24 protein-coding genes are annotated in these 24,970 nt (G+C 52.5%); 13 read left to right on the forward strand and 11 right to left on the reverse strand.

All coding sequences use genetic code 11. From position 1 onward, the window contains the following. Positions 1 to 421: 421 nt before the first annotated feature. The 7 genes from murA to mlaF all read right to left on the reverse strand — a co-directional run bounded on the left by murA (position 422) and on the right by mlaF (position 5,220). Entirely contained in the window at positions 422 to 1,681 is a 1,260-nt protein-coding gene (murA, locus tag GA0061070_RS12655; RefSeq protein ID WP_090136481.1) for a UDP-N-acetylglucosamine 1-carboxyvinyltransferase, read from the reverse strand. Positions 1,682 to 1,736: 55 nt separating this feature from the next. Beyond that, entirely contained in the window at positions 1,737 to 1,991 is a 255-nt protein-coding gene (ibaG, locus tag GA0061070_RS12660; protein WP_007369909.1) for a BolA family iron metabolism protein IbaG, read from the reverse strand. Positions 1,992 to 2,117: 126 nt separating this feature from the next. After that, on the reverse strand, positions 2,118 to 2,411 hold the full coding sequence (mlaB, locus tag GA0061070_RS12665) for a lipid asymmetry maintenance protein MlaB (RefSeq protein WP_090136482.1): 294 nt from the start codon (positions 2,409 to 2,411) through the stop codon (positions 2,118 to 2,120). Beyond that, complete coding sequence (mlaC, locus tag GA0061070_RS12670; protein ID WP_090136483.1) at positions 2,408 to 3,046, reverse strand: phospholipid-binding protein MlaC; 639 nt, start codon at positions 3,044 to 3,046, stop codon at positions 2,408 to 2,410. Before mlaC ends, mlaB begins: the two co-directional genes overlap by 4 nt. A gap of 15 nt (positions 3,047 to 3,061) precedes the next feature. Then, entirely contained in the window at positions 3,062 to 3,613 is a 552-nt protein-coding gene (mlaD, locus tag GA0061070_RS12675; RefSeq protein WP_090136484.1) for an outer membrane lipid asymmetry maintenance protein MlaD, read from the reverse strand. Between the two features lie 4 nt (positions 3,614 to 3,617). Next, on the reverse strand, positions 3,618 to 4,400 hold the full coding sequence (mlaE, locus tag GA0061070_RS12680; protein WP_090136485.1) for a lipid asymmetry maintenance ABC transporter permease subunit MlaE: 783 nt from the start codon (positions 4,398 to 4,400) through the stop codon (positions 3,618 to 3,620). A gap of 7 nt (positions 4,401 to 4,407) precedes the next feature. Further along, positions 4,408 to 5,220, reverse strand: a complete 813-nt coding sequence (mlaF, locus tag GA0061070_RS12685; RefSeq protein WP_090136486.1) for a phospholipid ABC transporter ATP-binding protein MlaF — start codon at positions 5,218 to 5,220, stop codon at positions 4,408 to 4,410. Between the two features lie 229 nt (positions 5,221 to 5,449). On the opposite strand from mlaF, the gene GA0061070_RS12690 reads away from it, so the two are divergent. The 11 genes from GA0061070_RS12690 to npr all read left to right on the forward strand — a co-directional run bounded on the left by GA0061070_RS12690 (position 5,450) and on the right by npr (position 13,363). After that, positions 5,450 to 6,424 (forward strand): calcium/sodium antiporter, encoded by a 975-nt coding sequence (locus tag GA0061070_RS12690; RefSeq protein ID WP_090136487.1) that lies wholly within the window; start codon positions 5,450 to 5,452, stop codon positions 6,422 to 6,424. 13 nt (positions 6,425 to 6,437) lie between these two features. Beyond that, positions 6,438 to 7,424 (forward strand): arabinose-5-phosphate isomerase KdsD, encoded by a 987-nt coding sequence (gene kdsD / locus GA0061070_RS12695; RefSeq protein ID WP_090136488.1) that lies wholly within the window; start codon positions 6,438 to 6,440, stop codon positions 7,422 to 7,424. 14 nt (positions 7,425 to 7,438) lie between these two features. Continuing rightward, the gene (gene kdsC / locus GA0061070_RS12700) at positions 7,439 to 8,005 is read left to right on the forward strand and encodes a 3-deoxy-manno-octulosonate-8-phosphatase KdsC (RefSeq protein WP_090136489.1); all 567 of its coding nucleotides are present in this window, start codon (positions 7,439 to 7,441) and stop codon (positions 8,003 to 8,005) included. Next, positions 8,002 to 8,577 (forward strand): LPS export ABC transporter periplasmic protein LptC, encoded by a 576-nt coding sequence (gene lptC, locus GA0061070_RS12705; protein ID WP_090136490.1) that lies wholly within the window; start codon positions 8,002 to 8,004, stop codon positions 8,575 to 8,577. The genes kdsC and lptC overlap by 4 nt, the downstream gene beginning before the upstream one ends. Next, on the forward strand, positions 8,546 to 9,100 hold the full coding sequence (gene lptA, locus GA0061070_RS12710) for a lipopolysaccharide ABC transporter substrate-binding protein LptA (RefSeq protein WP_090136491.1): 555 nt from the start codon (positions 8,546 to 8,548) through the stop codon (positions 9,098 to 9,100). The genes lptC and lptA overlap by 32 nt, the downstream gene beginning before the upstream one ends. 6 nt (positions 9,101 to 9,106) lie before the next feature. Continuing rightward, positions 9,107 to 9,832, forward strand: a complete 726-nt coding sequence (lptB, locus tag GA0061070_RS12715; RefSeq protein WP_090136492.1) for an LPS export ABC transporter ATP-binding protein — start codon at positions 9,107 to 9,109, stop codon at positions 9,830 to 9,832. A 48-nt stretch (positions 9,833 to 9,880) separates the two neighbouring features. Then, positions 9,881 to 11,314, forward strand: coding sequence for an RNA polymerase factor sigma-54 (gene rpoN, locus GA0061070_RS12720; protein WP_090136493.1), 1,434 nt, complete (start codon positions 9,881 to 9,883; stop codon positions 11,312 to 11,314). A 22-nt stretch (positions 11,315 to 11,336) separates the two neighbouring features. Next, positions 11,337 to 11,624 carry a ribosome hibernation promoting factor gene (hpf, locus tag GA0061070_RS12725; RefSeq protein WP_007369896.1) on the forward strand — a complete coding sequence of 96 codons (288 nt, stop codon included), beginning with the start codon at positions 11,337 to 11,339 and terminating at the stop codon, positions 11,622 to 11,624. 81 nt (positions 11,625 to 11,705) lie between these two features. Next, positions 11,706 to 12,197, forward strand: a complete 492-nt coding sequence (gene ptsN, locus GA0061070_RS12730; RefSeq protein WP_007369895.1) for a PTS IIA-like nitrogen regulatory protein PtsN — start codon at positions 11,706 to 11,708, stop codon at positions 12,195 to 12,197. A 42-nt stretch (positions 12,198 to 12,239) separates the two neighbouring features. Next, positions 12,240 to 13,094 carry an RNase adapter RapZ gene (gene rapZ / locus GA0061070_RS12735; RefSeq protein WP_090136494.1) on the forward strand — a complete coding sequence of 285 codons (855 nt, stop codon included), beginning with the start codon at positions 12,240 to 12,242 and terminating at the stop codon, positions 13,092 to 13,094. After that, on the forward strand, positions 13,091 to 13,363 hold the full coding sequence (gene npr / locus GA0061070_RS12740; protein WP_090121644.1) for a PTS phosphocarrier protein NPr: 273 nt from the start codon (positions 13,091 to 13,093) through the stop codon (positions 13,361 to 13,363). Before rapZ ends, npr begins: the two co-directional genes overlap by 4 nt. Before the next feature lies 1 nt (position 13,364). Here npr and mtgA read toward each other — a convergent pair whose 3' ends face one another. From mtgA to mnmL, 4 genes are all read right to left on the reverse strand, one after another. Continuing rightward, the gene (gene mtgA, locus GA0061070_RS12745) at positions 13,365 to 14,096 is read right to left on the reverse strand and encodes a monofunctional biosynthetic peptidoglycan transglycosylase (protein ID WP_090136495.1); all 732 of its coding nucleotides are present in this window, start codon (positions 14,094 to 14,096) and stop codon (positions 13,365 to 13,367) included. Further along, positions 14,093 to 14,746: an isoprenoid biosynthesis glyoxalase ElbB gene (gene elbB, locus GA0061070_RS12750; protein WP_090136496.1), complete on the reverse strand. Its 654-nt coding sequence runs from the start codon at positions 14,744 to 14,746 to the stop codon at positions 14,093 to 14,095. Before elbB ends, mtgA begins: the two co-directional genes overlap by 4 nt. Positions 14,747 to 14,977: 231 nt before the next feature. Next, positions 14,978 to 17,320: an aerobic respiration two-component sensor histidine kinase ArcB gene (gene arcB / locus GA0061070_RS12755; protein WP_090136497.1), complete on the reverse strand. Its 2,343-nt coding sequence runs from the start codon at positions 17,318 to 17,320 to the stop codon at positions 14,978 to 14,980. Between the two features lie 101 nt (positions 17,321 to 17,421). Continuing rightward, positions 17,422 to 18,348 carry a tRNA modification radical SAM protein MnmL/YtqA gene (gene mnmL, locus GA0061070_RS12760; protein ID WP_090136498.1) on the reverse strand — a complete coding sequence of 309 codons (927 nt, stop codon included), beginning with the start codon at positions 18,346 to 18,348 and terminating at the stop codon, positions 17,422 to 17,424. Between the two features lie 672 nt (positions 18,349 to 19,020). Between mnmL and gltB the strand changes: the two genes are divergently transcribed. Together gltB and GA0061070_RS12775 are read left to right on the forward strand one after the other, a co-directional pair. Next, the gene (gene gltB, locus GA0061070_RS12770) at positions 19,021 to 23,481 is read left to right on the forward strand and encodes a glutamate synthase large subunit (protein WP_090136499.1); all 4,461 of its coding nucleotides are present in this window, start codon (positions 19,021 to 19,023) and stop codon (positions 23,479 to 23,481) included. Positions 23,482 to 23,490: 9 nt separating this feature from the next. Continuing rightward, positions 23,491 to 24,909 (forward strand): glutamate synthase small subunit, encoded by a 1,419-nt coding sequence (locus GA0061070_RS12775; protein WP_090136500.1) that lies wholly within the window; start codon positions 23,491 to 23,493, stop codon positions 24,907 to 24,909. The last annotated feature ends 61 nt before the right edge of the window (positions 24,910 to 24,970 follow it).

Here is a 24,970-nt window from a genome sequence, read left to right on the forward strand (position 1 = left end):
GACCTCTGCTGACTTCTCGCTCCGGTTAATGACCGTTGCCCTTTCAGACATAAGGCGAGATCTCCCCAGGTAAGAACGCACTCCTTCATCACACAACCGCCGCATCTACGCCGTTTTGCCCTGGTCACAAGAGTTTCGCGGTTCCTTGCCCGCTCGCCCTGCTCGACAGCGCCTCCTATGCGATTTTTGTTCATCGGCTCATGATTTATGCTCCACGCTTCCTCCCCACATTCGGTCGCCCTCATGCAGTTGCGCTTCACTTCTTTCGCTATGACCAGCTTAAGGCGGGACTTTCACCCACAGGAGTGCGCCCATGCTGGGCGCACAAAAAAGAAGCCGCAACGCTACGCGTCACGGCTACCTTCAAAAGATTAACTGACAAGCATTAGAGCGGAGACTCTTTTTTATCGCTAACTGTTGCTTACTCGCCTTTGACACGCTCGATTTTTGCACCGAGAGCACTGAGCTTATCTTCAATGCGTTCGTAGCCACGATCGATATGATAGATACGATCGACGATAGTTGTCCCTTCAGCAATACAACCTGCGAGCACCAGGCTTGCAGAAGCACGCAGGTCGGTCGCCATTACCTGAGCACCAGAAAGTAGTTCTACGCCGTGGCAAATCGCCGTATTGCTTTCGATTTCCGCATGCGCACCCATGCGGATCAACTCCGGAATGTGCATGAAACGGTTTTCGAAAATGGTTTCAGTAATGACACCGGTTCCTTCAGCGACCAGATTCAGCAGCGTAAATTGCGCCTGCATATCAGTCGGGAAACCCGGATGCGGTGCAGTTCGCACATTCACTGCTTTCGGACGTTTGCCGTGCATGTCCAGGCTAATCCAGTCTTCCCCGACCTCAATTTCAGCCCCTGCATCACGCAGTTTCGCCAGCACCGCATCCAGCGTATCAGGCTGAGCATTGCGGCAGACAATTTTGCCGCCGGAGATTGCCGCTGCAACGAGGAAAGTCCCCGTTTCAATACGATCAGGCAACACACGATAAACACCGCCGCCAAGGCGTTGTACGCCTTCGATAGTGATTCGGTCAGTACCCATGCCGGAAATTTTCGCGCCAAGCGTGTTGAGGAAGTTTGCTGTATCGACAATTTCCGGCTCGCGAGCAGCATTCTCGATGATGGTCGTACCTTCCGCCAGAGTGGCTGCGGACATAATCGTAACCGTCGCGCCGACGCTCACTTTGTCCATCACAATGTGCGCGCCTTTCAGGCGACCATTAACAGAGGCTTTTACATACCCCTCTTCCAGTTTGATCTCGGCACCCAACTGCTCCAGACCGGTAATGTGTAAATCCACCGGACGCGCGCCAATTGCACACCCCCCCGGCAGTGAAACCTGTCCCTGCCCGAAACGGGCAACCAGCGGCCCCAGCGCCCAAATAGAGGCACGCATGGTTTTCACCAGATCGTACGGTGCACAGAACACATTCACTTTGCTGGCGTCGATCCATACGGATCCGTTACGCTCCACCTTCGTACCTAACTGGCTCAGCAGCTTCATGGTGGTGTCGATATCTTTCAGTTTCGGAACGTTGCGGATTTCGACCGGCTCTTCTGCCAACAGGGTAGCAAAGAGGATCGGCAGTGCGGCATTTTTCGCACCTGAAATTTTCACTTCGCCCTGGAGACGCGTTGGCCCCTGTACACGAAACTTATCCATTCATCTGATCTCTGTTAAGAATTCACACGCGCAGCGGGGCAAGCCCCACCTACGCTCAAAAACCGTTTAGTTTACGATCGCGAGCCCACTCTTGCGGCGTATACGCTTTGATCGACAGGGCATGAATACGGTTATCCGCGATGTATTCCATTAGCGGGCCATAGATGGTTTGCTGTTTCTTTACCCGGCTCATGCCGTCAAAAATCTCACCCACAGCGACAACCTGAAAGTGGCTGCCATCGCCAGTGACGTGGGCTTCCTGGAGAGAGAGTGCGTTCATAAGCACTGTCTGAATTTCATGATTTTCCATGGGCGTAAATATCATCTGATAGTGAAAACAGTCACACATCTTAGAGGAAAGTGACGCAGTCTTAAACAAGCAAAAAGCCCCATCAATATGAAGGATGGGGCTTTAGATAGTAACGCTTTGAAAAAATTAGCGAGGGAGTACATCTCCGGGCAGGTTATACAGTGCCGCAAGCGTCGCAACACTGTCACTCATGCCAGCCAGCGAAATAGCAGCACCCTGATTTTTTCCTTCAGCAATAAGATGAATCAATAAAGCGACACCAGCCGTATCAACGCGGGTCACGCCCTGTAAATTGATGCACGTTACACCTTTCATTGCCTCGACGCGTGCATTATATAGTGGGTCGAGAACGTCCTGGTCCAGTTCCCCCTGCAACATCAGGCTTTCACCCTCGCGCGACCAGCTGAGCTGCGGCGTCATTGCTTCTTCTCGTCCAGGGTAATTTTCTGGCGGGAAATAGACTGCAATTCCGCAGTCAGACCATCTATACCTTTCGTACGCAGCAGATCGCTCCACTCATTCTGTTTTGTGGTGATCATACTGACCCCTTCGGCAATCATGTCGTAGACCTGCCAGCTTCCGCTCTGAGTGTTTTTACGCCACTGGAAATCCAGTCGCACAGGCGGACGGCCATTTGGATCAATAATGGTTACGCGAATCGGCACAATAGTGGCATCGCCCAGCGGCTGTTCCGGCGCGATCAGATAAGTCTGTCCATGATACATCGCCAGCGCCTGGCCATAAGCCTGTTTCAGATACTCACGGAAAGCGGCAAAATACGCGTCTCGCTGCGCTGGTGTAGCTTCTTTATAGTAACGGCCCAACACCAGCGCACCAGCATACTTCACCTGCACATACGGCAGCAGTTCCTGATCGACGATGTTACGCAGGTAATCTGGGTTAGCGCGGATCTGCGGTTGTTCATTTTTGAGGCGATCGAACGTTTTCTGCGCCGCATCTTTCATTGCAGCATACGGGTTGCTTTGATCGGCAGCGACTGCCGCACCCAGCGGTGCCACTATCAACAGGGCAACCATTAATAAGCGTTTAAACATAACTCGATTCTCCTCTTAATTCGTCTGACCAGCAGATGGTGCTGCTTGAGTATTCCCTTCGCCATGCACGGCCGCATCGCCTGAATTCTTATTTTCACCGCCTTTACTGTTGTAAAGGAATTGTCCGATGAGATCCTCAAGAACTATCGCGGACTTGGTGTCCTGAATTGTGCTGCCATCTTTGAGCATTGAGGTTCCCATTTCTGGATCGTCAAACCCGACATTCAGCGCCAGGTACTGTTCCCCCAGCAAACCCGACGTACGGACAGCTAGTGAACTGGTATCCGGGATCTGGTTATAGCGATCTTCGATATCCAGCGCCACGCGCGGCAGATAGGTTTTAGGATCGAGCGAGATATCAGCAACGCGACCAATAACTACCCCGCCAATGCGGATCGGCGAGCGCACTTTCAGGCCGCCAATATTGTCGAATGTCGCGTAAACGCGGTAGGTCGGTTGAGTACGCATTGACGTGACATCCGCCGCCTTCAGGCAAATGAAGAGTGCGGCCAGAAGCGCCAACACCAGAAAAACACCTACCCAGATTTCACTTTTTTTCGTTTGCATGAACTCAATTCCCAAACATCAATGCGGTGAGCACAAAATCAAGACCGAGTACGGCCAGCGAGGAGTGTACAACGGTGCGCGTTGTCGCACGGCTGATCCCGGCAGAAGTAGGGATCGCATCGTAACCGTTAAACAATGCAATCCAGGTTACGGTAATAGCAAAGACCACGCTTTTTATCAGACAGTTAACTAAGTCCAGGCGTAGCTCAATGGCGTTTTGCATCGCCGTCCAGAAAAAACCGCCATCAATACCTTTCCAGTTAACCCCGACCAGCGAACCGCCCCAAATCCCGACCGCGACAAAAATAATCGTCAGCAGCGGCAGCGAGATAACACCGGCCCAAAAACGGGGAGAAATCACGCGACGTAGCGGATCAACCGCCATCATCTCCAGGCTGGAGATCTGCTCGGTAGCTCGCATCAAGCCAATTTCGGCCGTCAAAGCAGAACCCGCGCGGCCAGCAAAAAGCAGCGCAGCAACCACCGGCCCCAGTTCACGCAGCAGCGACAGTGCCACCAGCATGCCAAGGCTCGTTTCTGCACTGTAAGTTGTCAGCACCAGATAGCCCTGTAGGCCGAGTACCATACCAATAAACAGGCCGGAGACAATAATGATGAGCATGGACAACACGCCGATGTTATAGAGCTGGTGAACCAGCAACGGCGCATGCTTACGGAATTCTGGCTTGCCGACCACCGCGTTGAACAACATCAAACCGGCACGCCCAAATGTGGCGATCGTTTTGATACCGCGATGTCCTAGCGTCGCCAGTGCATTTAACAGCATGAGCGTCTTAACTCCCTGAATCTAATAAATCGAGCTGGTAATCACCAGCAGGATAGCGGAACGGCACCGGGCCATCAGCAATGCCATCAAGGAACTGACGCACGCGAGGATCGGTATTTTCCTGTAACCCCTGCGCGCTGCCATGGGCAACGACCTGACGGTCAGCCACAATGTAGGCGTAATCAGCAATGCTCAACACTTCCGGCACATCATGGGAAACCACGATGCATGTGACGCCCAGAGCGCTATTGAGTTCAGAAATTAATTTTACCAGCACGCCCATAGTAATTGGATCCTGGCCAGCAAACGGCTCATCAAACATGATGAGATCCGGCTCCAGCGCAATAGCGCGCGCCAGCGCAGCACGTCGCGCCATGCCACCGGAGAGCTCCGATGGCATCAGCCGTGCGGCGCCGCGCAAACCAACGGCTTCCAGCTTCATCATTACCGTGCTGTGCAATAGCGGTGCGGGCAGATGCGTATGCTCACGCAAGGGATAAGCAACGTTGTCAAAAACGTTCATATCGGTAAACAGCGCGCCCGACTGGAACAGCATGCTCATTCGTTTACGTACGGTAAAAAGACGTGAGCGGCTCATTGCCGGCACGTTTTCGCCATCAAACAATATCTCGCCTTTGTCTGGCGCGATCTGGCCGCCAATCAGGCGCAGCAGCGTTGTTTTGCCGATCCCCGACGGCCCCATAATCGCGGTGATCTTACCGCGCGGTACCGTCAGTGAAATATTGTCGAAGATGGATCGATTACCACGGGAAAAACTAACACCACGGACATCGACCAGATTCGCCACAGTCTGGCTCATTTTCTTTTCCTTTCGACCTTATCGGATATAAGCATGACGCTTGCTAACATTTAAAACCCACTATTTTTGCAGAATATTACCTGCGGAGGTTAGCGAAAGCTGGCATTTGTTTTACTTTTGAGCCGCATAAAGTCAAAATTAGGAATCATTACGCTATGCGTAACGTCCGGTTTCACACGACATAGCGGCCTGCAAACCGGCAGAATTATACCTTAAGAAAGGACGTTAGATGCTTTTAGCCACGGCGCTATTGATAATTGGTTTACTCCTGGTGGTCTACAGTGCCGATCGTCTGGTGTTCGCAGCTTCGATACTTTGCAGGGCATTAGGCGTACCGCCTTTAATCATCGGGATGACCGTTGTCAGTATTGGCACGTCATTACCAGAAATTATCACTTCGGTTGCAGCCTCCTTTCATGGCCAGCTTGATCTGGCTATCGGTACTGCCATCGGCTCTAACATTACTAATATCTTATTGATTCTCGGCGTCGCGGCGCTGCTGCACCCTTTTACCGTGCATTCTGATATTCTGCGTCGTGAATTACCGCTAACCTTGTTAGCCAGCCTGCTGTCTGGCGCTGTGCTTTACGATGGGCAGCTAACGCGCGTAGATGGCATTATTTTATTGTTATTAGCCGTGCTATGGCTGGTTTTCATTGTTAAAATTGCCCGCCACGCCGAGCATCAGGGCAATGATAGCCTGACACGAGAGCAACTGGCTGAATTGCCTCGCGATGGCACGCTCTCTGTAGCCTGCCTGTGGCTGGGCGTCGCGCTGATTATTATGCCGATGGCTACGCGCATGGTGGTGGATAACGCCACCGTGGTGGCGAATTATTTTGCGATCAGCGAACTCACCATTGGCCTGACGGTTATTGCCATCGGTACCGGGCTTCCAGAACTGGCAACAGCCATTGCGGGAGCACGCAAGGGGGAAGACGATATTGCGATAGGCAATATCATTGGATCCAACATTTTTAATATTGCTATCGTGCTTGGCTTGCCTGCACTGATTGCGCCGGGCGCGTTTAACCCGATGGCTTTTACGCGTGATTATGGCGTGATGCTACTGGTCAGCGCCATTTTTGCCCTCACCTGCTGGAAACGTAAGCAGATCAGTAAGGGCGTGGGCGCGCTGCTGTTTAGCGGGTTTATCGTATGGCTGGCGATGCTGTACTGGCTGTCGCCGCTTTTGACTGGATAATCGGATACGCATTATGTCGCAAATAGATTTGCAGCCGGGTTTTGACTTTCAACAAGCAGGCAAAGACGTCCTCAAGATTGAACGTGAAGGCCTCGCACAGCTTGATCAATATATCAACCATGACTTCGCTCAGGCGTGCGAGAAAATGTTCTATTGCTCTGGCAAAGTGGTAGTGATGGGGATGGGCAAATCCGGCCATATTGGCAGAAAAATGGCGGCGACATTCGCCAGCACGGGCACCCCTTCCTTTTTTGTCCATCCCGGCGAGGCGGCTCACGGCGATCTGGGTATGGTCAGCCCACAGGATGTGGTGATCGCCCTGTCAAACTCTGGCGAGTCAAACGAAATACTGGCGCTGATCCCGGTACTGAAACGGCTAAAAGTTTCGCTGATCTGTATGACGAGTCGCCCGGAAAGCAGTATGGCGCGCGCAGCGGATATTCATCTCTGCGTGAAGGTGCCTAAAGAAGCCTGCCCGCTGGGCCTGGCGCCGACTTCTAGCACTACTGCCGCACTGGTAATGGGCGATGCGCTGGCGGTTGCGCTGTTGAAAGCACGCGGGTTTACCGCAGAGGATTTCGCCCTCTCTCACCCTGGTGGCGCGCTGGGACGCAAGCTGTTGTTGCGGGTAAACGATATTATGCACATCGGCGACGAGATCCCGCATGTCCGCAAGACTGCCAGTTTGCGCGACGCACTACTGGAGATCACGCGCAAAAATTTAGGTATGACGGTGATCTGCGACGATCTGATGAAGATCGAAGGTATCTTTACCGACGGCGATTTACGTCGTGTATTTGATATGGGTGGAGATGTACGCAACATGGGTATTGCCGACGTGATGACACCTGGCGGCATCCGCGTACGGCCTAATACGCTGGCAGTCGATGCGCTGAACCTGATGCAGTCCCGCCACATTACCTCGGTTATGGTTGCCGATGGCGACCAGTTACTGGGTGTGTTACATATGCATGATTTGCTACGCGCTGGCGTAGTGTAAAGAAGGACATCAGAATGAGTAATGCTGGCGCGTCGCTTCCAACCTGTTATGGGCCGGTTAGCACGCAAGTCATGAGCAAAGCGGAAAAAATTCGCCTGTTGATCCTCGATGTGGACGGCGTGCTATCCGATGGCCTTATCTATATGGGCAATAATGGGGAAGAGCTAAAAGCGTTTAACGTTCGCGATGGCTATGGGATCCGCTGTGCGCTAACTTCCGGCATTGAGATCGCCATTATTACCGGTCGAAAAGCTAAACTGGTAGAAGATCGTTGTGAAACACTGAAGATTAAGCACCTGTATCAGGGCCAGTCAGATAAACTGCTGGCCTACCGTGAATTACTGACCAGGCTGGCGCTAACGCCGGAGCAGGTTGCCTATGTGGGTGACGATTTAATTGACTGGCCGGTGATGGCCGAAATTGGTCTAAGCATTGCTGTCGCCGATGCGCATCCTTTGCTGTTTCCGCGTGTCGATTACGTTACGCGCATCAATGGAGGTCGCGGCGCAGTCCGTGAAGTGTGTGATTTGTTGCTGCTGGCGCAGGGCAAGCAGGATGAGGCCAAAGGGCAATCGATATGAGTAAAACCAGACGTTGGGCCATCATTCTACTGGCGCTGGTCGCTTTGGTACTGATTGGTATTAACCTGACTTCTCAGGATGAACCTGGACAAACCACAACTGACGACAAAGCGCCAACCTACACCAGCAAACATACCGACACGGTGGTTTATACCCCGGAAGGTGCGCTCAACTACCGCTTGATTGCGCAAAATGTCGAATACTACTCCGTCGATGGCGTGAGTTGGTATGCGCAACCAGTGTTGACAACTTTTGATCAGAACAAAATACCGACCTGGTCGATTAAGTCAGATAAAGCGAAATTAACAAGCGACAGAATGCTTTACCTTTATGGGCATGTTGAGGTCAACGCATTGACAGCAGATTCGCAGCTACGAAAAATCACCACAGATAACGCCCAGATCAATCTGATAACACAGGATGTTACTTCCGATGATCAGGTAACATTGTACGGAACAACATTTAATTCCACCGGCCTGAAAATGCGCGGCAACTTACGCAGCAAAAACGCCGAGCTGATTGAAAAGGTTAGAAGCTCCTATGAAATTCAAAACAAACAAACTCAGCCTTAACCTGGTTCTCGCCAGTACGCTTCTTGCCGCTGCGCTTCCGGCTTTTGCCGTGACCGGTGATACCGAGCAGCCGATCCATATTGACTCCGATCAGCAGTCACTGGATATGCAGGGCAATATTGTCACCTTCACCGGCAATGTCGTGGTGACGCAGGGAACCATTAAAATCAACGCCGATAAAGTGGTGGTAACGCGCCCGGGCGGCCAGCAAGGTAAAGAGATTATTGATGGCTATGGCAACCCAGCCACATTTTATCAGATGCAGGACAACGGCAAGCCGGTGAAAGGTCATGCTTCACAGATGCACTACGAACTGGAAAAAGATTTTGTCGTGCTGACTGGCAAAGCCTATCTCGAGCAGTTGGACAGCAACATCACTGGCGACAAAATCACCTACCTGGTGAAAGAGCAGAAAATGCAGGCGTTCAGCGACAAAGGTAAACGCGTCACCACAGTACTGGTGCCGTCGCAGTTGCAGGACAAGGGCAACACCCAAACCCCGGCTCCTAAGAAGAGTAACTAATTCGTTATGGCAACATTAACTGCAAAGAATCTCGCGAAAGCCTATAAGGGTCGCCGCGTGGTTGAAGACGTCAGCCTGACCGTTAACTCCGGCGAAATTGTTGGGCTGCTTGGCCCTAACGGTGCAGGGAAAACGACCACATTTTATATGGTGGTCGGGATTGTTCCGCGTGACGCGGGCAATATCATTATTGATGACGACGATATCAGCTTGCTGCCACTGCATGCGCGCGCGCGTCGCGGCATCGGTTATTTACCGCAGGAAGCATCTATTTTTCGTCGTCTGAGCGTGTATGACAACCTGATGGCGGTGCTTCAGATCCGTGAAGATTTAACTTCCGAGCAGCGCGCCGATCGCGCTAACGAATTGATGGAAGAGTTCCATATTGAGCATCTGCGCGACAATATGGGGCAGTCCCTTTCGGGTGGTGAACGTCGCCGCGTTGAAATTGCACGCGCACTGGCGGCAAATCCTAAATTTATCTTGCTGGATGAACCCTTCGCGGGTGTCGATCCTATCTCGGTTATCGACATCAAACGCATCATTGAACACTTACGTGACAGCGGGTTAGGTGTGTTAATTACTGACCACAATGTTCGCGAAACGCTGGCGGTGTGTGAACGTGCATATATCGTCAGTCAGGGGCATTTAATTGCTCATGGCACACCGCAGCAAATCCTTGAAGACGAACACGTTAAGCGCGTATATCTTGGGGAAGACTTCAGACTCTGATAGGGTAGAGTTTATTGAGGTATTTTGTCGGAGAGTGCTGCTCTGAATATGAAGCAAGGTTTGCAATTAAGGCTAAGCCAACAGCTAGCTATGACGCCACAACTGCAACAGGCTATCCGCTTGTTGCAGTTGTCCACGTTAGAACTTCAGCAGGAACTTCAGCAAGCGCTGGAGAGTAATCCATTGCTGGAACAAGCCGATCTTCATGAAGAAGTGGATAGCCAACAAACTCAGGAAAATGAAGGCCTGGATACCGTAGACGCGCTCGAACAGAAAGAGATGCCTGAAGAGTTGCCGCTTGACGCCAGTTGGGATGAGATTTATACCGCCGGAACGCCTTCCGGCAGCAGTCATGATTATATCGATGATGAACTACCGATTTATCAGGGTGAAACGACACAGTCTCTTCAGGATTACCTGATGTGGCAGGTGGAGTTAACGCCGTTTTCCGATACCGATCGCGCCATCGCAACCTCTATCGTCGATGCAGTCGATGAGACAGGCTATCTTACTGTGTCGCTTGAGGATGTACTGGAAAGCATGGGCGATGAAGAAGTCGGTCTTGATGAAGTTGAAGCAGTGTTAAAGCGCGTCCAGCGTTTCGATCCGGTTGGCGTAGCTGCGCGCGATCTGCGTGACTGCCTGTTGATCCAACTTTCCCAGTTCGCGAAAGATACCCCCTGGTGCGAAGAGGCCCGCCTGATCATCAGCGATCACCTCGAGCTGCTCGCCAACCACGATTTCCGCACGCTTATGCGCGTCACGCGTCTTAAAGAAGATGTGCTGAAAGAAGCAGTAAATTTGATTCAGTCGCTGGATCCGCGCCCCGGCCAGTCGATCCAGACCGGCGAACCAGAGTATGTCATTCCGGATGTGCTGGTGCGTAAGCATAACGGGCGCTGGACGGTAGAACTGAACTCTGACAGCATTCCCCGTCTGCAAATCAACCAGCACTACGCTTCAATGGGCGGCGGCGCGCGTAATGATGCCGACACCCAATTTATCCGCAGTAATTTGCAGGAAGCGAAGTGGCTGATCAAAAGCCTTGAAAGTCGTAACGACACGCTATTGCGCGTCAGCCGCTGCATCGTCGAGCAGCAGCAGGCATTCTTTGAACAGGGTGAAGAGTTTATGAAACCGATGGTGCTGGCGGATATCGCCCAGGCCGTCGAAATGCACGAATCCACGATTTCCCGTGTGACAACTCAGAAGTATCTGCACAGTCCTCGCGGCATTTTTGAACTGAAGTATTTCTTCTCCAGCCATGTGAATACGGAAGGCGGCGGCGAAGCCTCGTCAACAGCCATTCGCGCGCTGGTTAAGAAATTAATCGCCGCAGAAAACCCTGCAAAACCACTGAGCGACAGTAAGCTGACGACGCTACTTTCCGATCAAGGAATTATGGTAGCGCGGCGTACCGTTGCGAAGTACCGAGAATCTTTATCCATTCCGCCGTCTAACCAACGTAAACAGTTGGTGTGACCCAACCGATAAGGAAGACACTATGCAGCTTAACATCACAGGACAAAACGTCGAGATCACTGATGCTTTACGTGAATTTGTTAACAGCAAATTTGCCAAGCTTGAGCAGTATTTCGAAAGGATTAATCAGGTCTATATTGTGTTGAAAGTGGAGAAAGTGATCCATACCTCGGATGCAACCCTGCATGTAAATGGAGGCGAGTTGCATGCCAGCGCGGAAGGACAAGATATGTACGCTGCCATTGACGGTTTGATTGATAAACTGTCGCGGCAACTCACGAAACACAAAGATAAACTAAAACAACACTAATTGTCCGGGCGTTCGGTTGACGCGTTGCACCCTACCGCAACCCGGTAGGGTGTTTAGCTCTGACGGCGCTTAGGTGAAATTATGATGAATAACGATTCCGCTCTTCAACTGAGCAATGTCCTTAACCAGGAATGTACACGTAGCGGCGTTCACTGCCAGAGCAAGAAACGTGCTCTGGAAATTATCAGTGAACTGGCGGCAAAACAGCTCGGCCTGCCGCCACAGGTCGTTTTCGAAGCCATCCTTACGCGTGAGAAGATGGGCAGTACCGGTATTGGTAACGGTATTGCTATCCCCCACGGTAAGCTCGAAGAGGACACGCTGCGCGCCGTCGGCGTTTTTGTACAGCTCGAAACGCCCATTGCTTTCGACGCTATCGATAATCAACCCGTCGATCTGCTGTTTGCACTGCTGGTGCCTGCGGATCAAACCAAAACGCATCTGCATACGCTCTCACTGGTAGCCAAACGGCTCGCGGATAAAACCATTTGCCGTCGCCTGCGCAGTGCGCAGAACGATGAAGAGCTGTATCAGATAATCACGCAGACAGAAGGCGAAAGCGACGATGCGTAACGGGAAGAACACCTTTTTTGTCGTTGTAGGGAGAAACGGTTCATGGTCCTGATGATCGTAAGTGGTCGTTCTGGCTCAGGCAAATCCGTGGCCCTGCGCGCCCTGGAAGACATGGGTTTCTATTGTGTCGATAATCTGCCGGTAGTGCTGCTACCGCAGCTGGCGCAGACGCTCGCCGAGCGTCAGACCTCTGCCGCCGTCAGTATTGATGTCCGTAATATGCCGGAATCACCGGAAATTTTTGAACAGGCGATGAGCAGCCTGCCTGATGCATTCTCGCCGCAGTTGTTGTTCCTTGATGCTGACCGCAACACGCTGATTCGGCGCTACAGCGATACGCGCCGCTTACATCCTCTTTCCAGCAAAAATTTATCGCTGGAAAGTGCTATTGATGAAGAGAGTAACCTGCTGGAACCACTGCGTTCCCGCGCGGACTTGATCGTCGATACCTCAGAAATGTCGGTACATGAACTCGCCGAAATGCTGCGCACCCGCCTGCTCGGCAAGCGAGAGCGCGAACTGACCATGGTCTTTGAGTCGTTCGGCTTTAAGCATGGCATTCCTATTGATGCTGACTACGTCTTTGACGTTCGCTTTCTACCTAACCCGCACTGGGATCCGAAGCTGCGCCCGATGACAGGTCTCGACAAACCTGTCGCGGCGTTCCTCGATCGGCATACCGAAGTGCATAATTTTATTTACCAGACCCGCAGTTATCTTGAACTGTGGTTACCGATGCTGGAAACCAACAACCGTAGCTATCTGACTGTCGCTATCGGTTGTACCGGTGGCAAACATCGTTCTGTTTATGTCGCCGAACAGTTGGCGGATTATTTCCGCTCACGCGGTAAAAACGTTCAGTCCCGTCACCGTACGCTGGAAAAACGCAAAACATGACCGTAAAACAAATTGTTGAGATCACCAATAAACTGGGCATGCATGCGCGCCCGGCGATGAAACTGTTTGAGCTGGTACAGGGATTTGATGCAGAAGTGTTACTGCGCAATGACGAAGGTACCGAAGCGGAAGCCAGCAGCGTGATTGCATTGCTGATGCTGGACTCCGCGAAAGGGCGGCAAATTGAAGTCGAAGCCAGCGGCCCGCAAGAAGAAGAAGCCCTGGCAGCCGTGATCGCCCTGTTTAACGCGGGCTTTGACGAAGACTGAATTAGTACAGCTTATTGCTTTGCAAAAAGCCTTCCCCTCCGAGTTGGCGCATCTGGCGCAGGATCCACGCCTGGCGGTTGCGAACATAGCCGGATGGTGCTGCCGCCTGAAATTGTATTGGATTCGGCAGTACTGCCGCCAACAATGCCGCTTCCGACATACTTAACCGGCTGGCCGGTTTGTGGAAATAACGCTGAGCCGCCTCTTCCACGCCAAAGACGCCGTCGCCAAACTCTGCAATATTAAGATACACCGTCAGGATACGCCGTTTTGTCCATACCACTTCCATCACCAGCGTCAAACCGGCTTCCAGCCCTTTTCGCACCCAACTTTTGCCGTCCCATAACAGCAGGTTCTTCACCGTTTGTTGAGAGATCGTCGACGCGCCACGAATACGGTTCTCATTGCGTTCATTATGTGAAAGTGCCTTTTGGATCGCGCTAAAATCCAGCCCCCAGTGATCGGGGAAACGCTGATCCTCTGCGGCGACAACGGCCAACGCCATCCACGGCGAAATCTCATCCATACTGACCCAGTCGGAATGAGCAACATAACCAAAATTACCCGTCAGCCATGCCTCAATTTGCCGTTCGACCATCACGGCAGAAAATGGCACAGGCAGAAAGCTGAACAGCACAATGCCGCCGCCCCATAAAATGGCCAGTATCAGTAAAATCCGTAGCGCAATACGTTTCAGCATAGTTTTCATCTGGCCGCGAAAGCGGTTTCTCATTCCGCCAGCACCAATACGCGCGCAACCAGCTTTTCAATCCCCGCCGCTGCCTGAGCAATATTCTCAGCAAGCATATACGCTGGCGTGGTTACTACTTTGTTCTCTTCATCCACCACAATATCGTCCACCGGGCACAGCACATGTTCCGCGCCCATCTCTTCCAGTACTTCAGCGATATCGACATCTGTACCGATGGTCAGACGCAGCGGGAAGTCAAAAATTTTCGGCAGCAACGCCGGAGCGATGCACATAAATCCCAGTGGTTTACCCACCCGATGCATCTCCAGCACGCATTGTTTAAGCGTATTATCAACAACGCACGCGCTGCCATGGCTGGCGAAATTACTCAAATTTTTGGCCGCACCAAAACCACCAGGCACAATCAGCGCATCCAGATCATTTACTGATAGTTGTGCCAACGGCCGGATATTTCCACGCGCAATTCGGGCGGCTTCGACCAGCATATTGCGGCTCTCAGTCATAACATCACCCGTAAGGTGATTCACTACATCGCTCTGCCATTTATTCGGCGCGAAACAAACTGCCTCAGCGCCTGAACGGGCGATCGCCAGTAACGTGATCACTGCTTCATGGATTTCCGCACCGTCATAAACACCCGCTCCGCTGAGAATCACGCCTACTTTTTTCATTTTGCTCATCCTTTATGCAACGTACTGTTGGTAATTAAAAATTTTGATAAGGGAGCCTTGCTTCACACATTTTACTGATTGATGTAACAAACCATTTAAGATTTGCTATCTTGTGTGCGTGTGGTCGAATTTTTTCAGGCTACGCCCTTGCAAACAAAGAGTAAAAATTACGGCGCAGCTACAGTTTCCCTGGTGTTGGCGCAGTATTCGCGCACCCCGGTTAATCCGGGGTCATTTTTTTCCAGCATCCACTGACGCAACCCAGGCTTTCAGTACCGCCACATCGTTCTGCCACTCCTGTTTCATCTCTTCCACCCATTCGCCGACATTGTCCCACCAGGCTGGGAGATCGGCAGACTGGATCTGTTGCCCCAGTTGCTGCAGATGGCGTAAACCGACAGAGCCTGCCGCGCCCTTAATTTTATGCCCCTCTTCGGTTATGCCTTTCTGATCGCGTGCCGTAAGATTTGACTCAAGCACATTGAGATAGCCCGGCATCATTTTCTCAAAGACAGCCAGCCCATCAGTGATCAATTTAGGCCCAACCAGTTCGATATATTGCTCAAGCATGGCCGTATCCAGCACCGTTTGTACTTTGCTGTTATCGACAGTTGTCACGTGCTCCTCCTCGTTGGAGTGTGTATCCCAGAACTTTTTAATCATGGCAGTTAATGCCGGGACCGCCAGCGGTTTGCTCAAGACGTCATTCATGCCCGCATCGAGATACTCTTGTTTGTTTTTCAGCACGTTGGCCGTCAGAGCTACCAGCGGCGGAAGATCTTCGCGCGGGTAACGGCTGGTTAGTGCACGGGAAATATCCAGCCCGGTCATGTCCGGCAACTGAATATCTAACAGCAGCAGATCGTATTCGCCAGGGGCAAACATCTCCAGCGCAGCGCTTCCGGTCATTGCTACGTCGACACTGCAACCCAGCTTTTCCAGCACCGAGCGCGCGACAATGACATTCAGCTCAATGTCCTCAACCAGCAGCACATGCAGTGCGGGTAACGGCATATCATCATCTTCGAAAGCGTCATCAACCTCTTCGGCCACTGCAGGCGCATGGACGGTCAGTGTAAAGATGGACCCGGCACCGGTCTGGCTGCTGACAGAGATATCACCTCCCATTTTTTTGGCGAGGCGACGCGAAACGGCCAGGCCGATACCCGTCCCCGTTGCTGGCTTGCCGCCGTGGCTATCTTTCACCTGATAATACATGGCAAAGATCTTATCCTGCTCGTCGCGAGGAATACCGATACCGGAATCCTGCACTTCGAAGTGCAGCATTTCACCTTCGTCGTAGCGAACGCGCACTTCAACCTGCCCTTGCGGGGTAAATTTCACCGCATTGCTGATCAGGTTCCACAGAATCTGCCGCAAACGCGTACCGTCGGTAACCACCTTGTGCGGCAGCGGTAACGTTGGCTCCAGTACAAAACGCAGACCTTTTTGATGCGCCTGCAAACCGGAAAGGTTTTCCAAATCGGCAAGGAAACTGGTGAAATCCAACGGCTGGTTATCAAGCTGAACTTTGCGGCGCTCCATTTTATCCATATCGATAATATCGTTGAAGATATTCCCCAGCGTCACGGCCGAGACATGGATTGTCTTCAGGTATTTCTCTTGTTCCTGCGTCAAATCCGTGTCGAGCAGGATCCGGCTCAGGCCAACTATGCCATTCAGCGGTGTACGCAATTCATGGCTAATAGTGGAAATAAAGGTGGTCTTATCACGGCTGGCCCGCTCCAGCGCATCCTGGTAGCGTTTTCGCTCAGTAATGTCGCGACCAAAGCCCATCAGTCCGTGACGTTTACCCACACGGTCGTAATAAGGCACTTTACGGATTTCAAAACAGGCTTTGCGCCCGTCCGGATAATCCAGCCACTGTTCGTAGGTCAGCGATACGTTATGACGAAAGACTTTTTCATCAGTTTCGATGACTTTGGCTGCGGCCTCCTCCGAATAGACATCCTGCGGTTTCAGGTGAATGAGCTGCTTCTCGCTCTTGCCGGTCAGCAGTTCCATCGCCCGGTTACAGCCGGAAAACTCTTTATCTTCGTTACGGTAGAAAACCAAATCCGGTGAAGCATCAAGGAAAGAACGCAGAAAGGAGGATTGTTGTTCGAGTTGGATCTGCGTTTGCTTACGCTCCTGCATCTCTATCTTTAGCTGCTCAAAGGTAGCCAGGCGCTCCGCTTCAGCTTTTTCGCGATCGCTGATCTCCTGGTTAAGCTGGGCAATATTATCTTTTAACTGCACATTGAGCTTCAGATCGCGATCGCGCATCTCTTCAAGTTTTTCTACCAACCGCGACAACCGCTGGCGAGACTCTTCCAGTTGCTCGACCACCACCGATAAGAAGTAGACCGCCCACGGGGTGATCAGCAGACCGAAAAAGATCGAGCGGATAACATCGATGCTTTCTACCTGCCCCTGTAATACCATGGTGACCGCCATCTGCACGACGATTGCCAGTACCACCAGTGCTAAAGCCAGCAGCAAGGAAAAGCGCACCAGACCAAGCTTCATCATCAGATCGACGTAGTATTGCGCCAGTAAACGGATTTGCTTCATAGAGGTTCCCTCGGACAATTCCGCTCAATAATACTCAATTCTGGGCAAGGTATTGAAGCTTGTGTGAAAAATGCGGGGAGGGCAGGGGTTTCACCGTCGGTTCAAGTGGGCAATTGCCAGCAGCGTCCGAGAGCCGAACCTTGTCCACCCTGCTCATTCAGGTAGCGATCCAGCTCCACCATGCCGGTCCAGCGGTTTTCACACCATAGCGGCGCCAGCAGCGTCGGGCGACGTGCGCTGGCGGAAACGCGATGATAGATAACCTCTGGCGGCGTATGGCGAATCATCTCCCCGGCAATAACAGTATACTCTTCCAGGCCAATACCGTTCAGTCGGCCGGCTTCCCATGCCTTCGCCATAATACTGCCTTTCACAATATGCAGCGGATGCAGCTTAATGCCATCGACACCAGTTTCTGTAACGCGCTGTAGGGTCTCCAGGCAATCCATGAGACGTTCCCCTGGAAATCCGACAATCAAATGCGTGCAGACCTTCAGGCCGCGTTTACGGGCCTGCTGTGTCGTTTTCTGGTAGCAGGCGAAATCATGTCCACGGTTGATGCGATGCAATGTTTTATCATTAGCGGTTTGCAAGCCCAACTCCAGCCACACTTCATAGCCCTGTTGGTGGTATTCACAAAGCAAATCCAGCACGACTTCCGGCACGCAATCAGGGCGCGTACCAACGCACAAACCGACAATATTCGCCTGGCTTATCGCCTGCTGGTACATCGACCGCAGTACCTGCACTTCCGCCCAGGTGCTAGTGTAAGCCTGGAAATAAGCGAGATAGCGGCGAGCGCGATTAACGAGGTTTGCCTGATGAGCAAGCTGGGCAGCAATGGATTGGTGTTGCTGTGCCTCATCAGCAAAAGAAGCGACATTACAGAATGTACACCCACCGCGACCAATGGTGCCATCACGGTTTGGGCAGCTAAAACCACCATGCAAAGTGAGTTTATGTACTTTTTCTCCATACCGGCGAGCAAGATCCCCACCAAACATATTGACTAATTTCTGTAACTGCATAATCTGAAAGGCCGCCCTGACGAAAGGGTGTAGCCTGCCACTTTTAGCTTTCATCGGCGATGACCTGGATCAATCGCCCTGGAAGGCTTTTATTCATTGCATAAACAGTCAATATAATCGCAATTTCATTCACCTCAATAACAATTACTTTTCCTTATATTCTTGTCTTATTTTGCAGAAATACGCACGGAAGTGAAAAACAGTGTCTTCATGCAACCATTGACCACAAAAGCAGAATAAAAATCTGCCGCTAAAGACACTTTCAGAACAGAACATCAGAAACCATGCTTTGGTATAGTGAGTCAGATCACACTACACTATCGCTTGTCGTTGCGTTTCATGAATGTAAAAACATTAAATAATCATAAATATCAAATAGATAATCCATCCTTAGCACATTTTTGTATAAATAAGCTCGGCATTTGACCTGTGTACGGATTCCCGATAACTTGGGAATCCGCTGGAAGCTTTCTGGATGAGCAGTCTGCTCATCATATTTATGCAGTAATTGAGATTCCCTCTTAAGCAAGTCCTCAACACTTGTGTATCGATGCGAAAAGGATATTAAAGAGGGCGACATGCGAGGCATATGCCCCGTCGCCATGCTCTTTTTACGCCTGTGCGTATCGATCGATGGAGGGTGTCTCGTAGAGCCTGGGGAGGTTCACTGATATGTTGTACGATAAATCTCTAGAGAGAGATAACTGTGGTTTCGGCCTGATCGCCCACATAGAAGGCGAACCTAGCCACAAGGTAGTGCGTACTGCTATTCACGCACTGGCCCGAATGCAGCACCGCGGCGCCATCCTTGCCGATGGTAAAACCGGCGACGGTTGCGGTCTGCTGCTGCAAAAACCCGACCGTTTCTTCCGTATTGTGGCGGAAGAACGCGGCTGGCGCTTAGCCAAAAATTACGCCGTGGGCATGCTGTTCCTGAATCAGGATCCAGAAAAAGCCAGCGCGTCGCGTCGCGTTGTTGAAGAAGAGCTGCAACAAGAAACCCTGTCGATCGTCGGCTGGCGCGATGTGCCAACCAACGAAGGGGTGCTCGGTGAAATCGCCCTCTCCTCGCTGCCTCGTATTGAACAAATTTTCGTTAACGCCCCGGCAGGCTGGCGCCCGCGCGATATGGAGCGTCGTCTGTTTATCGCTCGTCGCCGCATTGAAAAACGCCTGCAAGAAGATAAAGAGTTCTACGTTTGTAGTCTCTCCAACCTGGTGAACATCTATAAAGGTCTTTGTATGCCGGCAGATCTGCCGCGCTTTTACCTGGATCTGGCGGATCTGCGTCTGGAATCGGCCATTTGCCTGTTCCACCAGCGCTTCTCCACCAACACCGTACCACGCTGGCCACTGGCGCAGCCGTTCCGCTACCTGGCACACAACGGTGAAATCAACACCATTACCGGTAACCGCCAATGGGCGCGCGCGCGCACCTACAAATTCAATACGCCGTTGATCCCGGATCTTCATGATGCTGCGCCGTTTGTCAACGAAACCGGTTCAGACTCAAGCTCAATGGATAACATGCTTGAGCTGCTGCTGGCTGGCGGGATGGATATCGTGCGCGCCATGCGTTTGCTGGTGCCGCCAGCCTGGCAGAATAACCCGGATATGGATCCGGACCTGCGCAGTTTCTTCGACTTTAACTCCATGCACATGGAGCCGTGGGATGGTCCGGCGGGCATCGTGATGTCCGACGGTCGTTTCGCTGCCTGCAACCTTGACCGTAACGGTCTGCGCCCGGCGCGCTATGTCGTCACCAAAGACAAGCTGATCACCTGCGCTTCAGAAGTGGGGATTTGGGATTATCAGCCGGACGAAGTGGTGGAAAAAGGCCGTGTCGGCCCGGGCGAACTGATGGTTATCGATACCCGCGACGGGCGCATTCTACATTCGGCCGAAACCGATGACGATCTGAAAAGCCGCCACCCCTATAAAGAGTGGATGGCGAAAAACGTTCGCCGTCTGGTGCCGTTTGAAGATCTGCCTGACGAAGACGTCGGTACCCGCGAGATGGACGACGATCTGCTGGCAAGCTACCAGAAGCAGTTTAACTACAGCTTTGAAGAGCTGGATTCGGTTATCCGCGTGCTAGGTGAAAATGGCCAGGAAGCAGTCGGTTCCATGGGCGATGATACTCCATTTGCAGTGCTCTCAAGTCAGCCACGCATTATTTATGACTACTTCCGCCAGCAATTTGCGCAGGTAACTAACCCGCCGATCGATCCGCTGCGTGAAGCCCACGTTATGTCGCTGGCTACCAGCATCGGTCGCGAAATGAACGTCTTCTGCGAAGCAGAAGGCCAGGCACATCGCCTGAGTTTCAAATCACCGATCCTGCTGTACTCCGATTTCAAGCAACTGACGACGATGGAAGAGGAACACTACCGCGCTGACACGCTGGACATCACCTTTGACGTGACCGAAACGTCGCTGGAGGAGACCATCAAAGCGCTGTGTGATCAAGCAGAGCAGATGGTGCGTAACGGTACTGTATTGTTGGTACTCTCTGACCGTAACATCGCCAAAAATCGTCTGCCGGTTCCGGCGCCGATGGCGGTGGGCGCGATCCAGACCCGTCTGGTGGATAAGAGCCTGCGCTGCGATGCCAACATTATTGTTGAAACAGCAAGCGCCCGTGACCCGCACCACTTTGCGGTGCTGCTCGGCTTTGGTGCGACGGCCATCTACCCTTACCTGGCGTATGAAACTCTGGCGAAACTGGTCGACAACAATGCCATCGAGAAAAATTACCGTACAGTGATGCTGAACTACCGTAACGGCATCAATAAAGGGCTGTACAAAATCATGTCCAAAATGGGCATTTCGACGATCGCCTCATACCGCTGCTCAAAACTGTTTGAAGCCGTGGGTCTGCACGATGACGTTGCTGCACTCTGCTTCCAGGGCGTTATCAGCCGTATTGGCGGCGCGGGCTTTAGCGACTTCCAGCAGGATCTGCTGAACCTCTCTAAACTGGCCTGGCTGGTGCGTAAACCGCTGTCGCAGGGCGGGCTGCTAAAATATGTCCACGGCGGCGAATACCACGCCTATAACCCGGATGTCGTGCGCACGCTGCAACAGGCAGTTCAGAACGGCGAGTACAGCGATTATCAGGCGTATGCGAAGCTGGTTAACGAACGCCCGGCGGCTACGCTGCGCGATTTGCTGGCCATCACACCAAACGGTGAAGCGGTCAGTCTGAAAGATGTGGAACCAGCGACCGAGCTGTTTAAACGCTTCGATACTGCAGCGATGTCTATCGGCGCGCTCAGCCCGGAGGCTCACGAAGCGCTGGCAGAAGCAATGAACAGCCTCGGCGGCTTCTCCAACTCCGGTGAAGGCGGTGAAGATCCTGCACGCTATGGCACCAATAAAGTGTCGCGTATCAAGCAGGTTGCTTCTGGCCGCTTTGGCGTAACGCCAGCGTACCTGGTGAACGCTGATGTTATTCAGATCAAAGTCGCACAGGGAGCAAAACCGGGCGAAGGCGGTCAGCTACCGGGTGACAAAGTCACGCCGTACATCGCCAGGCTGCGCTACTCCGTACCCGGCGTAACGCTGATTTCTCCGCCGCCGCACCACGATATCTACTCAATCGAGGATCTGGCGCAGCTAATTTTCGACCTGAAGCAGGTCAATCCGAAAGCGATGATCTCTGTGAAGCTGGTTTCCGAACCGGGCGTTGGTACCATTGCTACCGGTGTGGCGAAAGCCTATGCCGATCTGATTACTATAGCCGGCTACGACGGTGGTACTGGCGCAAGCCCGCTCTCTTCGGTGAAATATGCCGGTTGTCCGTGGGAACTGGGGCTGGTAGAAACCCAGCAAGCGCTGGTCGCTAACGGTTTGCGTCACAAGATCCGTTTGCAGGTGGATGGTGGTCTGAAAACCGGACAAGACATTATCAAAGCCGCAATTCTGGGCGCCGAAAGCTTTGGTTTCGGTACCGGACCGATGGTCGCGCTGGGCTGTAAATACCTGCGAATTTGTCATCTGAACAACTGCGCAACCGGCGTAGCGACTCAGGATGACAAACTGCGTAAGAACCACTATCACGGTCTGCCGTTCAAAGTGACCAACTACTTTGAATTTATCGCCCGTGAAACTCGTGAGTTAATGGCGCAACTGGGCGTGAAACGCCTGGTCGATCTGATTGGCCGCACCGATCTGCTGAAAGAGTTGGACGGTTTTACCGCCAGGCAGCAGAAACTGGATCTGGCGAAGCTGCTGGAAACCGCCGAGCCGCACCCTGGCAAAGCGCTGTACTGCACGGAAAACAACCCGCCGTTTGATAATGGCGTACTGAACGCGCAGTTATTACAGCAGGCGAAACCCTATGTCGATGAGAAGCAGAGTAAAACTTTCTGGTTCGATATCCGCAACACCGATCGTTCCGTGGGGGCTTCGCTGTCTGGCTATATCGCACAGTCTCACGGCGATCAGGGGCTGGCAGCCGATCCGATTAAAGTGCATTTCAGCGGCACCGCAGGACAGAGCTTTGGCGTGTGGAATGCAGGGGGCGTTGAACTCTATCTGACCGGCGATGCCAACGACTATGTTGGTAAAGGCATGGCGGGCGGTTTGCTGGCGGTGCGTCCGCCGGTGGGTTCGGCCTTCCGCAGCCATGAAGCGAGCATTATCGGTAACACCTGTCTGTATGGTGCAACTGGTGGTCGTTTGTATGCAGCGGGCCGCGCAGGCGAGCGTTTTGCGGTTCGTAACTCCGGCGCCATCACGGTTGTAGAAGGCATAGGTGACAACGGCTGTGAATATATGACCGGCGGCATTGTTTGCGTGATGGGTAAAACCGGCGTCAACTTTGGCGCAGGGATGACCGGCGGCTTTGCCTATGTACTGGATGAAGACGGCGAATTCCGTAAACGCGTTAACCCGGAGCTGGTGGAAGTGCTGAGCGTCGATGACCTCGCCATCCATGAGGAGCATCTACGCGGTCTGATCACCGAGCATGTGCAACATACCGGTTCTCAACGCGGCGAAGAGATCCTGGCGAACTGGCCGGCATTCTCATCTAAATTCGCCTTGGTGAAACCAAAATCCAGCGATGTAAAAGCCCTGTTAGGTCACCGTAGTCGTAGCGCGGCAGAGTTGCGCGTGCAGGCGCAGTAAGGAATTGAGATGAGTCAGAACGTTTACCAATTTATCGACTTACAGCGTGTTGATCCGCCCAAGAAACCGATCAAGCTGCGTAAAATTGAATTTGTTGAAATCTACGAGCCCTTCTCTGAAGGGCAAGCTAAAGCACAGGCCGATCGCTGTCTCTCCTGCGGTAACCCGTATTGCGAGTGGAAATGTCCGGTTCATAACTACATTCCTAACTGGCTGAAGCTGGCCAACGAAGGACGTATTTTTGAAGCAGCAGAGCTGTCGCACCAGACAAACACCCTGCCGGAAGTATGCGGACGCGTCTGCCCGCAGGACCGTCTGTGCGAAGGTTCCTGTACGCTGAACGATGAGTTTGGTGCCGTCACCATCGGCAACATTGAGCGCTATATCAACGATAAAGCGTTCGAGATGGGCTGGCGTCCCGATCTGACCGGCGTGAAGCAAAGCGGTAAACGCGTGGCGATTATCGGAGCAGGTCCGGCAGGTCTGGCGTGTGCCGATGTGCTGACCCGCAACGGTGTAAAAGCCGTCGTCTTCGATCGCCATCCGGAAATCGGCGGCCTGCTGACTTTTGGTATTCCAGCCTTCAAGCTGGAGAAAGAGGTGATGACTCGCCGCCGTGAGATTTTTACCGGCATGGGTATTGAGTTCAAACTCAATACCGAAGTGGGTCGCGATGTGCAGATCGAGGAACTGCTGAAAGATTACGACGCGGTATTCCTCGGCGTCGGTACCTATCAGTCAATGCGCGGCGGGCTGGAGAATGAAGACGCAACGGGTGTATTCGACGCGCTGCCGTTCCTCATCGCTAATACACGTCAGATTATGGGCTTTGGCGAAACGCCAAATGAGCCGTATATCAGCATGGAAGGCAAACGCGTCGTGGTGCTTGGCGGTGGTGATACCGCAATGGATTGCGTGCGTACTGCCATTCGCCAGGGCGCAACACACGTAATTTGTGCTTATCGCCGTGATGAAGAGAACATGCCGGGTTCCCGCCGCGAAGTGAAAAACGCGCGTGAAGAGGGCGTGGAATTCCAGTTTAACGTGCAGCCGCTGGGCGTAGAAATCAATGCCAACGGTAAAGTGTGCGGCGTGAAGATGGCGCGGACCGAAATGGGTGAGCCGGATGCAAAAGGCCGTCGCCGTGCGGAAATCGTTCCTGGTTCTGAACATGTGGTTCCGGCCGATGCCGTGGTTATGGCGTTTGGTTTCCGTCCGCACAGCATGGAGTGGCTGGCGAAGCACAGCGTTGGGCTTGATGCTCAGGGCCGTGTTATCGCGCCGGAAGGTAGCGAAAATCCATTTCAGACCAGCAACCCAAAAATCTTTGCTGGTGGCGACATCGTACGTGGCTCCGATTTGGTGGTGACCGCGATTGCCGAAGGCCGTAAAGCGGCAGACGGCATCATGAACTATCTCGAAGTGTAATACTCATATAGCGACAGCGACCCATAAGGAGGCTTCGGCCTCCTTTTTTATTGGCGAATCG

Source organism: Kosakonia oryziphila, assembly GCF_900094795.1.
Lineage (GTDB): Bacteria > Pseudomonadota > Gammaproteobacteria > Enterobacterales > Enterobacteriaceae > Kosakonia > Kosakonia oryziphila.

Coding starts and splice junctions, on each gene's coding strand:
- murA (WP_090136481.1), bottom strand. CDS start 1,681: ATGGATAAGTTTCGTGTACAGGGGCCAACGCGTCTCCAGGGCGAAGTG.
- ibaG (WP_007369909.1), bottom strand. CDS start 1,991: ATGGAAAATCATGAAATTCAGACAGTGCTTATGAACGCACTCTCTCTC.
- mlaB (WP_090136482.1), bottom strand. CDS start 2,411: ATGACGCCGCAGCTCAGCTGGTCGCGCGAGGGTGAAAGCCTGATGTTG.
- mlaC (WP_090136483.1), bottom strand. CDS start 3,046: ATGTTTAAACGCTTATTAATGGTTGCCCTGTTGATAGTGGCACCGCTG.
- mlaD (WP_090136484.1), bottom strand. CDS start 3,613: ATGCAAACGAAAAAAAGTGAAATCTGGGTAGGTGTTTTTCTGGTGTTG.
- mlaE (WP_090136485.1), bottom strand. CDS start 4,400: ATGCTGTTAAATGCACTGGCGACGCTAGGACATCGCGGTATCAAAACG.
- mlaF (WP_090136486.1), bottom strand. CDS start 5,220: ATGAGCCAGACTGTGGCGAATCTGGTCGATGTCCGTGGTGTTAGTTTT.
- GA0061070_RS12690 (WP_090136487.1), top strand. CDS start 5,450: ATGCTTTTAGCCACGGCGCTATTGATAATTGGTTTACTCCTGGTGGTC.
- kdsD (WP_090136488.1), top strand. CDS start 6,438: ATGTCGCAAATAGATTTGCAGCCGGGTTTTGACTTTCAACAAGCAGGC.
- kdsC (WP_090136489.1), top strand. CDS start 7,439: ATGAGTAATGCTGGCGCGTCGCTTCCAACCTGTTATGGGCCGGTTAGC.
- lptC (WP_090136490.1), top strand. CDS start 8,002: ATGAGTAAAACCAGACGTTGGGCCATCATTCTACTGGCGCTGGTCGCT.
- lptA (WP_090136491.1), top strand. CDS start 8,546: ATGAAATTCAAAACAAACAAACTCAGCCTTAACCTGGTTCTCGCCAGT.
- lptB (WP_090136492.1), top strand. CDS start 9,107: ATGGCAACATTAACTGCAAAGAATCTCGCGAAAGCCTATAAGGGTCGC.
- rpoN (WP_090136493.1), top strand. CDS start 9,881: ATGAAGCAAGGTTTGCAATTAAGGCTAAGCCAACAGCTAGCTATGACG.
- hpf (WP_007369896.1), top strand. CDS start 11,337: ATGCAGCTTAACATCACAGGACAAAACGTCGAGATCACTGATGCTTTA.
- ptsN (WP_007369895.1), top strand. CDS start 11,706: ATGATGAATAACGATTCCGCTCTTCAACTGAGCAATGTCCTTAACCAG.
- rapZ (WP_090136494.1), top strand. CDS start 12,240: ATGGTCCTGATGATCGTAAGTGGTCGTTCTGGCTCAGGCAAATCCGTG.
- npr (WP_090121644.1), top strand. CDS start 13,091: ATGACCGTAAAACAAATTGTTGAGATCACCAATAAACTGGGCATGCAT.
- mtgA (WP_090136495.1), bottom strand. CDS start 14,096: ATGAGAAACCGCTTTCGCGGCCAGATGAAAACTATGCTGAAACGTATT.
- elbB (WP_090136496.1), bottom strand. CDS start 14,746: ATGAAAAAAGTAGGCGTGATTCTCAGCGGAGCGGGTGTTTATGACGGT.
- arcB (WP_090136497.1), bottom strand. CDS start 17,320: ATGAAGCAAATCCGTTTACTGGCGCAATACTACGTCGATCTGATGATG.
- mnmL (WP_090136498.1), bottom strand. CDS start 18,348: ATGCAGTTACAGAAATTAGTCAATATGTTTGGTGGGGATCTTGCTCGC.
- gltB (WP_090136499.1), top strand. CDS start 19,021: ATGTTGTACGATAAATCTCTAGAGAGAGATAACTGTGGTTTCGGCCTG.
- GA0061070_RS12775 (WP_090136500.1), top strand. CDS start 23,491: ATGAGTCAGAACGTTTACCAATTTATCGACTTACAGCGTGTTGATCCG.